This is a genomic window from Aminithiophilus ramosus (assembly GCF_018069705.1).
Classification (GTDB): Bacteria; Synergistota; Synergistia; order Synergistales; family Aminithiophilaceae; genus Aminithiophilus; species Aminithiophilus ramosus.
This window is the reverse complement of sequence record NZ_CP072943.1, coordinates 288750-303237: the sequence shown is the minus strand read 5'-3', so window position 1 is coordinate 303237 and position 14488 is coordinate 288750. Positions and strand designations below refer to the sequence as shown.

The 14488-nt window shown below is 65.7% G+C and carries 11 protein-coding genes and 1 CRISPR repeat array (1 of these 12 running past the window's edge); of the genes, 7 read left to right on the top strand and 4 right to left on the bottom strand.

Annotated features, from left to right (window positions below; genetic code table 11):
* Nucleotides 1–1970: direct repeats of the CRISPR family, unit length 29 nt; unit sequence GTGTTCCCCACGCACGTGGGGATGAACCG; it reaches 4284 nt to the left of the window's first position.
* A 641-nt stretch (nucleotides 1971–2611) separates the two neighbouring features.
* A complete protein-coding gene (locus tag KAR29_RS01225; protein WP_274373840.1) occupies nucleotides 2612–3535 on the bottom strand; it encodes a TolB family protein in 924 nt (307 codons plus the stop codon).
* A 113-nt stretch (nucleotides 3536–3648) separates the two neighbouring features.
* Nucleotides 3649–3798, bottom strand: coding sequence for a hypothetical protein (locus KAR29_RS01220; RefSeq protein WP_274373839.1), 150 nt, complete (start codon nucleotides 3796–3798; stop codon nucleotides 3649–3651).
* A gap of 181 nt (nucleotides 3799–3979) precedes the next feature.
* Here KAR29_RS01220 and KAR29_RS01215 point away from each other — a divergent pair, with 181 nt between their 5' ends.
* From KAR29_RS01215 to KAR29_RS01185, 7 genes are all read left to right on the top strand, one after another.
* Nucleotides 3980–4684, top strand: coding sequence for a FadR/GntR family transcriptional regulator (locus tag KAR29_RS01215; RefSeq protein WP_274373838.1), 705 nt, complete (start codon nucleotides 3980–3982; stop codon nucleotides 4682–4684).
* Between the two features lie 125 nt (nucleotides 4685–4809).
* On the top strand, nucleotides 4810–6111 hold the full coding sequence (gene larA / locus KAR29_RS01210) for a nickel-dependent lactate racemase (RefSeq protein ID WP_274373837.1): 1302 nt from the start codon (nucleotides 4810–4812) through the stop codon (nucleotides 6109–6111).
* Nucleotides 6108–6929, top strand: a complete 822-nt coding sequence (locus KAR29_RS01205) for an electron transfer flavoprotein subunit beta/FixA family protein (protein ID WP_274373836.1) — start codon at nucleotides 6108–6110, stop codon at nucleotides 6927–6929. The genes larA and KAR29_RS01205 overlap by 4 nt, the downstream gene beginning before the upstream one ends.
* On the top strand, nucleotides 6926–7945 hold the full coding sequence (locus KAR29_RS01200) for an electron transfer flavoprotein subunit alpha/FixB family protein (protein ID WP_274373835.1): 1020 nt from the start codon (nucleotides 6926–6928) through the stop codon (nucleotides 7943–7945). The genes KAR29_RS01205 and KAR29_RS01200 overlap by 4 nt, the downstream gene beginning before the upstream one ends.
* Nucleotides 7942–9369, top strand: coding sequence for an FAD-binding oxidoreductase (locus tag KAR29_RS01195; protein WP_274373834.1), 1428 nt, complete (start codon nucleotides 7942–7944; stop codon nucleotides 9367–9369). Before KAR29_RS01200 ends, KAR29_RS01195 begins: the two co-directional genes overlap by 4 nt.
* 210 nt (nucleotides 9370–9579) lie before the next feature.
* On the top strand, nucleotides 9580–11442 hold the full coding sequence (locus tag KAR29_RS01190; protein WP_274373833.1) for an aldehyde ferredoxin oxidoreductase family protein: 1863 nt from the start codon (nucleotides 9580–9582) through the stop codon (nucleotides 11440–11442).
* A 65-nt stretch (nucleotides 11443–11507) separates the two neighbouring features.
* The gene (locus tag KAR29_RS01185; protein ID WP_274373832.1) at nucleotides 11508–11741 is read left to right on the top strand and encodes a hypothetical protein; all 234 of its coding nucleotides are present in this window, start codon (nucleotides 11508–11510) and stop codon (nucleotides 11739–11741) included.
* 12 nt (nucleotides 11742–11753) lie between these two features.
* Here KAR29_RS01185 and KAR29_RS01180 read toward each other — a convergent pair whose 3' ends face one another.
* Complete coding sequence (locus KAR29_RS01180; protein ID WP_274373831.1) at nucleotides 11754–13094, bottom strand: glycosyltransferase family 2 protein; 1341 nt, start codon at nucleotides 13092–13094, stop codon at nucleotides 11754–11756.
* Nucleotides 13091–14485, bottom strand: coding sequence for a TackOD1 domain-containing metal-binding protein (locus tag KAR29_RS01175; RefSeq protein ID WP_274373830.1), 1395 nt, complete (start codon nucleotides 14483–14485; stop codon nucleotides 13091–13093). The genes KAR29_RS01180 and KAR29_RS01175 overlap by 4 nt, the downstream gene beginning before the upstream one ends.
* Between the last annotated feature and the right edge of the window lie 3 nt (nucleotides 14486–14488).

Here is a 14488-nt window from a genome sequence, read left to right as displayed (position 1 = left end):
ACGTGGGGATGAACCGCCTGTTTTGGTTTTATCCATTTTTGTACTCTAGTGTTCCCCACGCACGTGGGGATGAACCGGGCTTTTACGCCCCGAAACTCCCTGCGGGGAGGTGTTCCCCACGCACGTGGGGATGAACCGACCAGGACGAAATTGAGGGCGACGATTAGCCCGTGTTCCCCACGCACGTGGGGATGAACCGCATACGAAGTCGCCATCCGCAGCGGGTGGATGGTGTTCCCCACGCACGTGGGGATGAACCGTATCTTTGCCCCGCGGGCTACTAGCCAAACAGGTGTTCCCCACGCACGTGGGGATGAACCGAACGTCACGCCCCCGACTCTGATGACGTTGACGGTGTTCCCCACGCACGTGGGGATGAACCGTCCTCTGCCAGCTTGCAACTTCTTTCTAAAGCGTGTTCCCCACGCACGTGGGGATGAACCGAATGCCAAGTGGCGGAAGAACGAGGTGTCAGAGTGTTCCCCACGCACGTGGGGATGAACCGCGATCAAACAGGCCATGCTCCTGCTCATCGGCGTGTTCCCCACGCACGTGGGGATGAACCACGCTCCCCGCCGCGACGACCGGCCCCGTACGGGTGTTCCCCACGCACGTGGGGATGAACCGGACGTGACGCCGCCGGCCGTGCCCACCGGATTGTGTTCCCCACGCACGTGGGGATGAACCGGATAGACACTAACTCGTCGACGTTGGACGTACGTGTTCCCCACGCACGTGGGGATGAACCGTACACCTGGCTCACCCTCAACGCCGATTCAGGGTGTTCCCCACGCACGTGGGGATGAACCTGTCGTCCGCGTCCTCGAAAATCGTCACGGTGCGGTGTTCCCCACGCACGTGGGGATGAACCGACCTGGGCCCGGGCGACGTTGCGCCGGACGGCGTGTTCCCCACGCACGTGGGGATGAACCGAGCTCTGGGGCCGGGATTACCCGCTCCCACCCGTGTTCCCCACGCACGTGGGGATGAACCGTTGGTCGCGCCTGGGTTGTACCTGACACCGGCGTGTTCCCCACGCACGTGGGGATGAACCAAATGCAGACAGCGCCGGATACGAGCGGAACCCGTGTTCCCCACGCACGTGGGGATGAACCCGAAAGGGCGCTATCCGCGTCGGAGCGGACCTGGTGTTCCCCACGCACGTGGGGATGAACCTCGGCTTGCTTTTTTATTAGCTTCTAGCCATTGTGTTCCCCACGCACGTGGGGATGAACCGCCATGCAGGACTGGGGCGTGAAGGCAGGAGACGTGTTCCCCACGCACGTGGGGATGAACCGAGGTGGCCGTCACGCCCCAGATCCACGACGAGGTGTTCCCCACGCACGTGGGGATGAACCGCTATCGTCCCCCCGGTACTCCCGCACCACGGTGTGTTCCCCACGCACGTGGGGATGAACCGTAGGTAGTTCTTGATTTCGCCGAAGGTCATGCGTGTTCCCCACGCACGTGGGGATGAACCGAGCGTAGGCCGGGAAACAACACCGCCCTTTGCGTGTTCCCCACGCACGTGGGGATGAACCGGCCTCGACAATCTCCGGCCGGGCCTCTCGCAGGTGTTCCCCACGCACGTGGGGATGAACCGGACCTGGTCCAATGGTTCGCTGGCATTGTGCTGTGTTCCCCACGCACGTGGGGATGAACCGACCCGCCAACGCGAGGGAGGCAGGGACCGACCGTGTTCCCCACGCACGTGGGGATGAACCGTTTGAGCTCGACGGCGTCCGTCTCCAGCGGAGGTGTTCCCCACGCACGTGGGGATGAACCGGGAGCCCAGGACGCCAAGAGCATCACCGTGACGTGTTCCCCACTCACGTGGGGATGAACCGGTCGAAACGGGCCGAAAGGCCCGTCTGGTGGTGTGTTCCCCACGCACGTGGGGATGAACCAGTCGGGGGTGTGACGTTCTCCCCTGACTCTGTGGTGTTCCCCACGCACGTGGGGATGAACCGCGTCGTTGAGGAACTACGTAGACAGCAGCGGAGCCACTGTCCCGCAGCTCCGCTACCTGGACACAGAAAAAATCTCCCGTTGGGGTAGCGCAGTCGGCGAATCGCGAGCCGTGGGCCACCTGATCAGGAGATTTGGCTCGAGAGTACCAACGCAAAGAGATCTTGTCAATATCCGAAGCGAGAATCCAGGTTTCTACTAGGGGGGAACCCGTGGGCAAGCGGATCTTGCGGAAGGACAAACGATCATCAAGCTCTTCGAGAAGGCCGACCGGTCGACGTTCGCGCATGAGACGGCTCACGTCTTTCTGGACGATCTTGCCTCCTCGGCGCAGGGGAATGACAGGGCCAAAGGGGATTTGGCGTCCCTTTCCGAGTGGCTCAAGCTCCCCGATTGGGGCCAGGCCGGGGAAAGCGAGCGAGCAATTCGCCGAAGGGTTCGAAGCGTATCTCCGGGAGGGGAAGGCTCCGTCTGAAGTGTTCCCCACGCACGTGGGGATGAACCCGCGAAAGGGGCGCCCTGCGGAAGTATGGTGGCCCCAGAAAACGAGACAGTTTTTCGGGGGGGAGATCAAGCATGACGAAGAGGGCCGGGAAGAGCTATTCGCCGGGATTCAAGGCCAAGCTGTTCCGGGCCCGCTCCCCTATCGGGCCGACGACGGGGCCCCTCCTTCGGCGATAAGGAGCGTCGCCCTGTCGTCGCCGAGGACCTGGCGATAGAGGGCCGGGAGGGGCTGGTCGGTCCCGGAGGCGGGAGCCTCGTAGCCGGCGAAGAGGAAAGCCTCGCCGCCGGGGAGCCAGGCCGGATGGGCGGCCCAGAGGTCGCCGCCGAGGCGGCGCGTCGTCCCCTCGGCGGGGACGTGAAGAAACAGGGCCGACAGGAGGCCGTCGTGGCTTTTGAAGCGACGGCCCGAATCCTCCACGTCGCCGTCGAAGAGCCATTTCGTCCCGTCGGGAGAGACGGTGACGTGAAGGGCGCTGGAGGCCATGGCCTCTCCCAGGACGGCGGCGAGGTCGAGCGTTTCGACGACGCGCCCCTCTCCGACGTCGATCCGGCAGAGCTTCTCCAGGTCCTGGCCGTAGACGGACTTCCCGTCGGCGGACCAGAAGGGGGAGTAGAACCCCTTGCACTCGGGGCCCAAGAGGCGAAACGTTCCCTCGTCGAGCAGGAGGAGGGCCAGGAACCATTCGGATTCCTTTTCGTCCCAGTGGCTGAACAGGAGCGCCCGTCCGTCGGGCGACCAGCGGGGTCCATAGCTGTTTTTGCCGGGAACGGAGGGGAAGAGCCTCCGCTCCTTCGATGTTGCGTCGACGACGGCGATCTGCCGGTCCCCCTGTTCGCTGTAGAGGGTGAAGGCGACGAGACGACCGTCGGGCGAGATCTCCGGGTCGTAGCCGCGTGCCACGAGGCGGGGCTTCTCCCCCTCGGCTCCGACAAAGAAGATGGCGTCTCCCCGGGAAAAGGCCAGGGGAAAGGCGAAGGCCGCTCCCGCCGCCAGGAGGAGAAAAAGGGCTCCGATCGCGACGGAGATCCGGGAAGGGCCTGACGGAAACGTTGCTGCCGACATGGACTTCAGCCTCCTTCTGACGTCGAGGCCCCTCAGGGGGCCCGAAAAAAGTCGCAAAAAAATCGGGGCGCGAGCCCCGATTCGTTGGTTATCCGGTGAAGGCGGCGCCGCCCCTATCGGAGCGATACGCCGTTGTCCTTGAGTCGGAGTCCCGGCTCGACGATGCGGCCGTTGCGGACTTCGGCTTCGCGGAAGGCCCCGCCGGGAAGTCTCCAGTAAGGAGCGCCTCCGACGTAGACGAGTTTGATGGAGTACTCAGCCATGACAATACCTCTTTTGCTAAAATTTGAATCTGCGAAAGATCATACCTCGAATTTTTCTTTTTGTCAAAAATTCCTTGCCCACTGTCTCCTCGCCAGTTATAATTTCCTGTTCCAGGGTCCTTGAGCCTTTCGTCAGACGTGACCTCGAGGCGACGGGAAGGGACCGAGAAAGGGGCGAGCCATGACCGTCAACGAAAGGAACGGCACGAGACGGGTCTTCGAGGACGTCGTCGACTACGTCCAGAATCTCGTCCTCGACGGGTGGCTCCGCGGCGGCGACAAGCTTCCCACGGAAAGGGAGCTGGCCCGCAGCCTCGACGTGAGCCGCGCCTCCATCAGGGAGGCCATGCGCTCCCTCGAGATCGTCGGCCTCGTCGAGTCCCGACAGGGCGGGGGGAACTACATCCGCGGCCATCTGGGCAAAAGCCTCCTGGAGCCGTTGTCCCTTCTCTTTCAGATCAACGGCGGCAGACTCGAAGATGTCCTGGAACTGCGGCGCATCGTCGAAGTGGCAGCGGCGGCGATCGCCGCCACTCGCCTCTCCGACGGCGATCGCCGGGAACTGGAAGGCCTCCTGGCCGAGCTGGACGGGACGGACGACGAGGAGCGCAAGGCCCTTCTGGACAAACAGATGCACGTCAAGATCGTCTCCCTTTCGGGCAACCCCCTCCTCATCGGCCTCTACGACTCCATCTCGGCCCTTCTGGACCGCTTCTTCCTCCTCGCCCGACGGAGGATTTCCCTCTGGAAGGAGAGTTACGACGAGCTCTTTCTCCAGCACCGGGCCATCTGCGGGGCTCTCTTCGACGGAGACGCCTCGCGGGCCGCGTCGGAGATGCGAAACCACCTCGATCACGTCGCCGAAACATTGAAGCGAAGTTCTTGATTTTACACAATAACCGCCCTATAATGGCCTCGAATTGGTCCGACCAATTCGAGGCCATTCCTCTCCGCCTTCCCCCCTCGCCTCCGCCGAAAACCCTGTCTCCTTCTCTGCAAAGGAGGAATCCGATGAAGATCGCCATTCCCTACGGCCGAAGTTCGATGGAGATCGACGTTCCCGACGACAGGCTCCTGGCTGTTCTGAGGCCCACGGAGCCCGACGGAGCCCCGGAGGATTTCGTCCTTCAGCGGGCGATCGTCGAGAGAGCCCTGGCGAACCCCGTCGCCAGTCCGCCCCTGCGCCGCCTCGCGTCGGGCCGCAGCCGAGCCACGGTCATCACCAGCGACCACACTCGCCCCGTTCCCAGCAGGATCACCCTCCCGCCCCTGCTTGAGGAGATGCGGGCCGATAACGCCTCTCTGGAGGTCACTCTTCTCGTCGCCACGGGCATGCACCGGGCCACGACGGCCGACGAGCTCGGAGAACGTCTGGGGCCTTCCATCCTCTCCCGGGAGCGCGTCGTCGTCCACGACGCCCGATGCGACGACGATCTCCGTTTCCTGGGAAAACTCCCCTCGGGAGGTGATCTTTGGGTGAATCGTTTCGCCGTCGAGACCGATCTGCTCGTCGCCGAGGGCTTCATCGAACCCCACTTCTTCGCCGGCTTTTCCGGCGGCCGAAAGAGCGTCCTTCCCGGCGTGGCCGGCTACCGGACGGTGCTGGCCAATCACTGCGCCTCCTTCATCGCCTCGCCCCGGGCCCGGGCGGGCTCTCTCGACGGCAATCCCATCCACGCCGACATGCTTTTCGCCGCCGAGGCCGCCCGTCTGGCCTTCGTCCTCAACGTCGCCCTCGACGGGAAGAAGCGCATCCGGGCGGCCTGGGCCGGACATTTCGACGAGGCCCACCGCCGAGGCTGCGCCGACGTGGCCCGGAGCGCCGCCGTCGACGGGAGGCGGAAGGCCCCCATCGTCGTCACCTCCAACGGCGGCTACCCGCTGGACCAGAACGTCTACCAGGCCGTGAAGGGGATGACGGCCGCCGAGGCCCTCTGTTCCGACGGCGGCGTCATCATCACCGTCGCCGCCTGCGAGGACGGCCACGGCGGCCAGGCCTTCTTCGACGCCCTGGCCGGAGCCGCGTCGCCCCGGGAGCTTCTCGACAGGATCGGGGGACGTCCCATGGAGGAGACGGAGCCCGATCAGTGGGAGTACCAGATTCTGGCCCGCGTCCTGAACCGGGTGGAGGTCATCGTCGTCAGCGACCGCTGTCCGCCGGAACTTTTCGAGGCCATCCACCTCCGATGGGCGCCCACTTTCGAGAGGGCTCTGGCCATGGCCGAGGAGAGAACGGGACCGGACGCGGACATTCTCGTCGTCCCCGACGGCGTCGCCGTCGTCGTCGAGACCGCCAGGGAGGCCTCACGATGAAGATCGTCGTGCTCATCAAGCAGGTTCCGGAGACGAACAACGTGAAGATGGACGCCGAGACGGGAACGATGATCCGCGACGGCGTGGAGACCATCGTCAATCCTCTCGATCTCTACGCCGTCGAGACGGCCCTCCAGCTCCGCCAGAGTCGGGGAGGCACGGTAACGGCCCTCACCATGGGCCCCCCCAAGAGCGAAAAGGCCCTGAGGGAAGTGGTGGCCATGGGCTGCGACGACGCCCTCCAGCTCAGCGACAGGGCCTTCGCCGGTTCCGACACCTGGGCCACGTCTTACATCCTGGCCGAGGCGATCCGCAGCCGGCTCGAGGGTTTCGACCTCATCCTCTGCGGCGAGCGCGCCACCGACGGCGACACGGGACAGGTCGGCCCCGCCGTGGCCTCCTTCCTCGATCTGCCCCTGGCCACCTACGTGAGTGCCATCACCGACGTCGGTGACGGCATCGGCGTGAGGCGCCTCGTCGAGGGGGGCTACGAGAAGCTCCGCCTCCCCCTCCCGGCCCTGCTGACGGTGGTCAAGGAGATCAGCTTCCCCCGCCTTCCCACCTTGAGCGGCAAGCGCCGGGCCCGGCAGATGGCCGTCGAGCGCCTGGGCCGGGAGGAGCTGGACCTGGCCGAGGAGGACATCGGCCTCGGCGGGTCGCCTACGCGGGTGAGCCGGATCTTCACGCCCCAAGTGGCCCGCAGGGGACGAAAGGTGATCGTCAAGGACGAAGGCGACCTGGATCGGGCCCTGAAGGAGCTCTTGGCCTTTCTGGACGAGAGGCACCTCCTTCCGGTGCCGGAAAGGAAGGGACGATGACCGAAAACCGTGGCCGCCACAGCGGCGTCTGGATCGTCGCCGAGCAGCGGGAGGGGAAGGTCCGCTCCGTCTCCTACGAACTGCTCAACTGGGGGCGGGGACTGGCCGACGGCAGGAAGGCACCTCTTTCGGCCCTTCTTTTCGGCCGCGACCTCGACGAGGAAGAGGTCCTCTCCCTCATCCGCCGCGGCGCCGACAGAGTCTACCTCGTCGACGACCCCGCTTTCGAGCATTTTCTGGCCGAGCCCTACGGCAGGGCCCTGACGTGGCTCATCGAACGGTTCCGCCCCGAGATCGTCCTCGCCGCGGCGACGACGACGGGGAGAACGATCATGCCGCTGGCTGCGGCCCGCCTCCGCGCCGGGCTGACGGCCGACTGCACCGAGCTGGCTCTCGACGGCGAGAGCGGCGACCTTCTCCAGACCCGGCCCGCCATCGGCGGCAACATCCTGGCCACGATCCGCACACCCCGGGCCCGCCCCCAGATGGCGACGGTCCGGCCCCGCTCCAGGGCCCAGGCGTCGGAGGACGAAAGCCGACAGGGCACGGTCGTCCGAGTCGACCTTCCCGAGGCCTGCCGCCTCTCGCCGGTCCGCTTCGAGGGCTTCGTCCCCGACCGATCTCAGGAGAGGCCGCTCGAAGACGCCGACATCATCGTCGCCGGAGGACGGGGACTGAAGAAGGGCGACAACTTTTCCCTCGTCCGCGACGTGGCCCGGGCCCTGGGCGGCGAAGTGGGCGCCTCGCGGGACGCCGTCGATCAGGGGTGGATCGACTACCCCCACCAGATCGGCCTCAGCGGCAAGACCGTCGCGCCCCGTCTCTACATGGCCTGCGGCATTTCGGGCTCCATCCAGCACCTGGCAGGCATGCAGACGGCGGAGGTCATCGTCGCCGTCAACAGAGACCCGGAGGCCCCCATCTTCAACGTCGCCGATTTCGCCATCGTCGGCGACCTTTTCGACGTCCTCCCCGCCCTGAGGGAGAGGCTGGAGACGAGGAGGCGACGGCCGTGAACCCTTCCGAGAGCTACAGGCCCGTGACGGAGTCCGTCGTCGCCGAGCTGCGGGAGATCTGCGGATCGAAAAACGTCCTTTTCGGACAGCAGGAGGCCATGGAGGCCTACAGCCACGACGAGGTGGCCGACGGCGGCTATGCCGTCATGCCCGAGGCCGTCGTCAAACCGGCATCGGCCCGGGAGATCTCGGCCATCATGAAGCTGGCCGACAGGGAGCGGATCCCCGTCACGCCCAGAGGGGCGGGAAGCGGTCTCTCCTGCGGAGCCGTCCCCCTCTACGGCGGCATCGTCCTCTCCGTCGAGCGGATGAACCGCATCGTCGAGATCGACGTCCGGAACATGACGATCACCGTCGAGGCCGGCGTCGTGACGAACCACATCAACGAGGTCCTCGAGGAGTACGGCCTCTTCTACGCCGGCTATCCCATGAGCCTCGAGACCTGCTTCATCGGCGGGAACGTGGCCGAAAACGCCGGAGGCGGCAAGGCCGTCAAATACGGCGTCACGGGCCGCTACGTCCAGGGGCTGGAGGCCGTCCTCCCCGACGGCGCCATCGTCCGCATCGGCGGCAAGCGCGTCAAGGACGTGACGGGCTACAACCTTCTGGGGCTCCTCGTCGGTTCCGAAGGGACGCTGGCCGTCTTCACCGAAGTGACGCTGAAGCTGACGGCTCTGCCCAAGCACAAGGTGACCCTCCTGGTGCTCTTCCCCACCGTCGACGAGGCCATCGACGCCGTGCCGGCCCTGATGACGGAGACGGGCGTCGTCCCGACGGCCATCGAGTTCATGGACCGCCTCTCGGTCCAAACGGCCTGCCGCTACCTGAACGAGCACTTCCCCTACGAGGAGGCCGGCGCCATGCTGATCATCGAAATCGACGGCAGCGGCGAGGAGGAGGTGGAGGCCCAGTACGACGCCGTCGGCCAGGTCTGTCTCGACCGGGGGGCCCTGGAGGTCTACGTGGCCGACAATTTCACCACCTCCGAGCGGGTCTGGCGGGTCCGGCGCAACATCGCCGAGGCCTTCAAGGTCTCGAACCCCGTCCAGAGTCTGGAGGATATCGTCGTCCCCTTCGCCCAGATCCCCCAGCTCATCAGGGTCATCGAAGATCTTTCGCGGCGCCACGGCCTCCTCATCCCCAGCTACGGCCACGCCGGCGACGGCAATCTCCACGCCACGCCCGTCAAACCCGCCGGGATGTCCCTCGAGGAGTGGGAGGCCCTGCTGCCCCGGCTGCTGAGGGAACTTTACGCCGCCACGGCCGAACTGGGCGGCACGATCAGCGGCGAACACGGCATCGGCTCCAAGCGCAAGGCCTACATGCCCCTCGTCCTGTCGCCCGAGCTCCTCTCCCTCATGAAACGGGTCAAGGACGCCTTCGACCCTCACCACATCCTCAACCCGGGCAAGATCTTCCCCTGAGGGGAAAACCGGAAGACAACCGAATAAGGCCTTCGATCCGCGCCGCCTCACGGAGGGGACACGGACAAGGGGTGGGGGGAGCGATCCCTCCGCCTGCCGCAACTGCACAGAAGGAGAGGCCCGAGGCCTCTCCTTCTGTCGTCAAGGACCTCGCCCCGTCCGGGACGCTTCGCCCGGCGGGGGACAGACGGACAGGGAGGTGTCTCGATCATGGCAGGTTGGTGGAAACGGCAGCTGCGGGTGAATCTGACGGAAAAGAGTTGGAAGGCCGAGGCGATCGCCGAGAAGGACCTCAAGGACCTTCTGGGCGGATCCGCCCTGGGAGCCAAGATCCTCCTCGAAGAGGTTCCGCCCCGGACGGACCCGCTGGCCCCGGAGAACAGGCTCATCTTCGCCGTGGGCCCCCTTCAGGGCGTCAACGTTCCGGGCAACGCCAAATGGAGCGTCATCACCAGAGGTCCTCTGACGGGCTCCTTTCTCGACTCGGCCGGGACAGGCCACTGGGCGCCGGCCTTCAAGAAGACGGGCTACGATCTCCTCGTCATCGAGGGACGCGCCTCCGACCCCACCTGGCTTTTCATCGATGACGACGGCGTCCGTTTCCTCGACGGCGCCGCGCTCTGGGGGCTCGACACCGTCGAGACGGGCGAGAAGATCAAAGAGATCCTGGGCGACAGACGCATCAACGCCCTCAACATCGGGCCGGCGGGAGAGAGAGGGAACCCCATCGCCTGTATCTCCTGCGACGGCCACTCCTTCGCCGGTCGAGGCGGCTCGGGCGCCGTCATGGGCTCGAAAAACCTCAAGGCCATCGCCGCCTGGGGGACGAAGGAGGTCCCCGTCGCCGACGGGCAGAAGGCCGCGGCCCTTTCCAAAGAGCTCTTCCAGCTCCTCCACAAGCAGGGCGAGGGATTCCGCCAGCACGGCACGCCCGTCGTCATGGTCCCCCTCCAGGAGATGGGCGACGTCCCCATCAAATACTGGCGCGGCGACGTCTGGGACAGGGGGGCGGCCCTTCTGGGGGCACCCCGCTACACCGACTATCTCAAGGTCAAGCCCCTCCCCTGCGCCAACTGCCCCATCGGCTGTCACCGCCACATTCATTTCGAGTACCCCGACGGGCGGGTCCTGGAGGGGAACGGCCCCGAATACGAGACGCTCGGCATGATGGGGGCGAACCTTCTCGTCGATGATCTGGGCGCCGTCTGCCGGGCCAACGACAGAGCCAATCGGATGGGCATCGACACCGTCTCCTGCGGCGCCTATATCGGCTTCCTCATGGAGTGTTTCGAGGCCGGATGGATCACGACGGCCGACAACGACGGCAAGGCCATACGCTGGGGCGACGGGGAGGCCCTCGTCGATCTGACGGACAAGATCGCCCGCCTCGAGGGAATCGGCAGGCTCTTCGAGAAGGGCATTCTCGGGGCGGCCGCCGCCATCGGCCACGATTCGGAGAAGATCACCGTCCAGGTCAAGAATCTCGACTTCCCCGCCCACGATCCCCGGGCCGTCTTCGGCCTCGGCGTGAACTACGCCACGGGGACGCGCGGCGCCTGCCACGAACGGGGCGACTGCCAGGCCGGAGCGACGGGGCTCATGTACCCCGAGCTGGGCCAGGAGAGCCCTCCGGACCGCTTCTCCGTCGAGGAGGCCGCCTACAGCGCCTACATCTACCAGACGACGAGCGTCCTCTACAACAGCCTGACCCTCTGCAAGTTCATGATCAAGGGGGCCGGGATGACGCTCAGCGACGTCAGCGCCCTCATGAAGGAGATCACCGGCGAGGAGCACCCGCCCAAAGAGATGTTCCGCTGCGCCGAGCGGGGCTTCACCCTCCAGCGGCTCATCAACGTCCGCGACGGCATGAGCCGCAAAGACGACACGCTGCCGCCCAAGATGGGCCTGGCCGCCATTGTCGGCGGCCGGGCCGGCAAGACCCCGACGCCTCACGACAGGATCCTCGACGACTATTACCGGCTCCGGGGCTGGGACGAAGAGGGGATCCCCAAGGCGGAAACCCTCGAGGAGCTGGGCCTGGGCGAGTACGTCGCCTACCTCCCGGGGAAATAGGACACATCGAGCCGGAGCCCCAAGGGACTCCGGCTCCTTTTTAAAAAAGGAGAGGAGGAGCGCCGATGACCTTTCGGCTGATCTATCTGGGGCTTCTGAAACGATACGCCTCCGGGACAGACGGAATCGAGGAGAGGTCCCCTTCGGGCGAGAGCCTCGACGCGATCCTTCGTGGAAGCCCTCTCGAGGCCTCGGGGCTGGGCTACACCTTCATCGTCGCGGGCAGCCGGGCAAAGGGGGACTACGTCCCCGCCGACGGAGACGAGGTACGGATCATGCCGCTCTTCTGCGGCGGCTGAGCGCCTCCGGCCTCAGAACTTGCTCTTGCGCGTCGTCCACCAGGGGGCCATGGACGTGTCCTCGTGGCCCCGGCCCAAAAGCTCCCATAAGGTGGCGAAGGCGTTGTTGATGCGACCGGCGAAGGCGAAAAGAGGGGTCAGGACGATCCAGGGCAGGAGGGAAAAGTCCTCGCGGGGACGCTCCGAGAGGAGGACGACGAAGGGAACGTAGAGCAGGAAGGTCATGACGAGGTAGAAGAGGTAGATGAGGGCCAGGACGGAGAGGACGAAGAGGGGCGGGTAGACGGCGAGGAGGTAGACCGTGTAGAGGATGATGACCAGAGGCATGACGATCTGGAAGAGCAGCCCCGTCCAGATCATGAGGAAGAAGTTCTTCCAGCCCACGAGGTGGGGAGAGAAGGAGCGCCAGTGCTTGCGGAAGTAGAGGTAGGAGAGGTCTCCGTCCCAGCGTAGGCGCTGGAGGAAGAAGCCCCGGAAGGTCTCGGGCACGTCGGTGAACCCCAGGGCCTCGGGGTCGAAGACGATGCGGAAATTGCCGCCCTGACGGGCGAAGTAGTTTTTGATCCGCAGCGTCATGTCCAGATCCTCGGCCGTTCCCGCGTCCCATCCCCGCACGGCGTCGAGGACGGTCCGCCGGAAGACGCCGAAGGCGCCGGAGATGTTGTTGACGACGTTGAAGGCGCTCAGGCCCGTCTTGCTGGCCTGGATCGAGAGGAAGTACTCGATGGCCTGGAGGCGGGTGGCCAGGCTGGCGCGGACATTGCGGACGCGCAGGCAGCCCGAGACGGCGACGACGCGCCGATCCTCGAAGTGGCGCGTGGCCCGCTCGACCATGTCGTTGTCGAAGGAGGTGTCGCCGTCGAGGGCCATGACGATTTCGCCGTCGGCGAAGTTACGTGCCGTATTGAGGGCCGAGACCCGTCCCCCCCTCTGCCACTTGGGGATGACCTGGAGGGTCCGGTTTTTCATGGCCGCCACGACGGGCTCCATGGCCCTGGCGGCACGATAGGTCCCGCCGTTTCGGGCCGCCCCGTCGATGACGGGAAGGATCTGGATCGGGCCGGGGTAGATCTGTTCGGCCAGGGATCGGATCGTCTGCGCCACGGCCTCGCCCTCGCTGTAGCAGGTGACGATGCAGGAGACGGAGGGGTAGTACCCGCTCCGCCAGGGAAGCTCGTTCATCCGCGCCAGGCCGTGGCGGAGGACGCCGAGGATGACGAGGAGATAGAGGGGCAGCTCGAAGAAGAGGACGAAGGGGACGAAGCGGAAGGCGATCTCCCAGGCCCGTGACAGGAGAGGATCGCCGGCGAAAAGGCAAAAAAGGCGCGAAAACACCGCGGCCAGATCCCTCACGCCTCGAGCTCTCCGGCCATCCGGGCCAGGATCCTCCCGGCGTCGTCGCCTTCGGCGACGTCGTCGGGGGAGGAAAAGGCGCGGACGCGGAAGTCGAGAAGGGCCTCGGAGCCCTCGGCGGCGAGCCTCTCCAGCTCCTTGATCCTGCCTGCCAGAATCGCCGCTCCGGCGGCGTCGGTCCTGGGGAGGAACAGCCAGAGCGTCGACAGGGCCGTCCGCGTCGTCACGTCGGTGCTGCGGACCATCTGGCGCAGGCGACCGGCCAGGGCGTCGACGAGCTGCGTCGCCTTCTGGCGGCCCAACCTCTCCGAAAGCTCGGGCAGATTGGCCAGACGCATGGCGATGAGGGAGAAGCTCTCGTCGCTGTAGCGCCGGTTGAGGAGGAGGGACCAGTTCAGCAGCTGGTTGAAGTAGGCCGGGACGACGTAGTTGAGGCTGTCGAGAAGGGCATAGACATCCTCCAGGCTCCCCACTCGGGCCGATGTCTTTCCCGCCTCGCTGATGCGGTAGCCGCAGACGGTTTTGACGACGAGCTCGTCGGGACGGGACCGGGTGCGGCAGCAGAAACAGTCGGCGACGACGTCGGCCTCGACGAAGCGATGACCGCAGTCGTTGCAGCGATAACTCTCCAGGGGGTGGTCGTAATCCGATCCCAGATGGCGCAGCCGGGTGCTGCAGAAGGGGCAGCGCATCTGATTTTCCTGGATGAAATCCTCTGTGGGACCGACGCGGCCGCAGGTGAAGCAGTGGATGAATTCCTTGCGGGTGATGTCGATGCTGCCGCAGTTGGGACAGACGTCGATGTAGTTCAGGTGGGAACAGTCGCAGCGGGGACAGAGGCGGATCCGGTCCGTCAGCGTCCCCCTGGCCAGAAGGCCCCGTTCCTTCAGAGACTGAAGCCAGAAGAAGGTATCGCCGTCGTCTCCGGCCAGGATCTCGGCGACGGGATAGCCGTAAACGCGGGGCGTGAAGGGGTAGCGATGGGGTTCCAGTTCGCCGTCCATGCGCGCGAAGAGGTAGGCCAGAAGGCGGAAGTCCTTGGACTCCCGAAGGGCCGGGCCGTTGACCTGGGCGAGGCGGTCTCTCATCTCCCTCCCCCGGCGCAGCGCGTCGTCGAGGGACTCGACGACGCCGTCGGCGAAAAGGTCCTCCTCCTCGCCGAGGGAGGTGGGCAGGAAGAGAGGCTTGGCGCAGCTCTCGGGGTGGGAACGGCATCGGCGCAGGAAGGCGCGGCCGTCGGCCAGGGGACCCTCTCCGTCGACGAGGAAGAGGTCTGCATCGGCGGCGACGGTTTCCAGCTCGTCCAGGGAGGCGATGTCCCGGATAAAGGGGCGGTCAGGGAAAAAGGTCTCGCCTCGAAGACGGAATCGGACGACGTTGAGCGGCTCCATTCC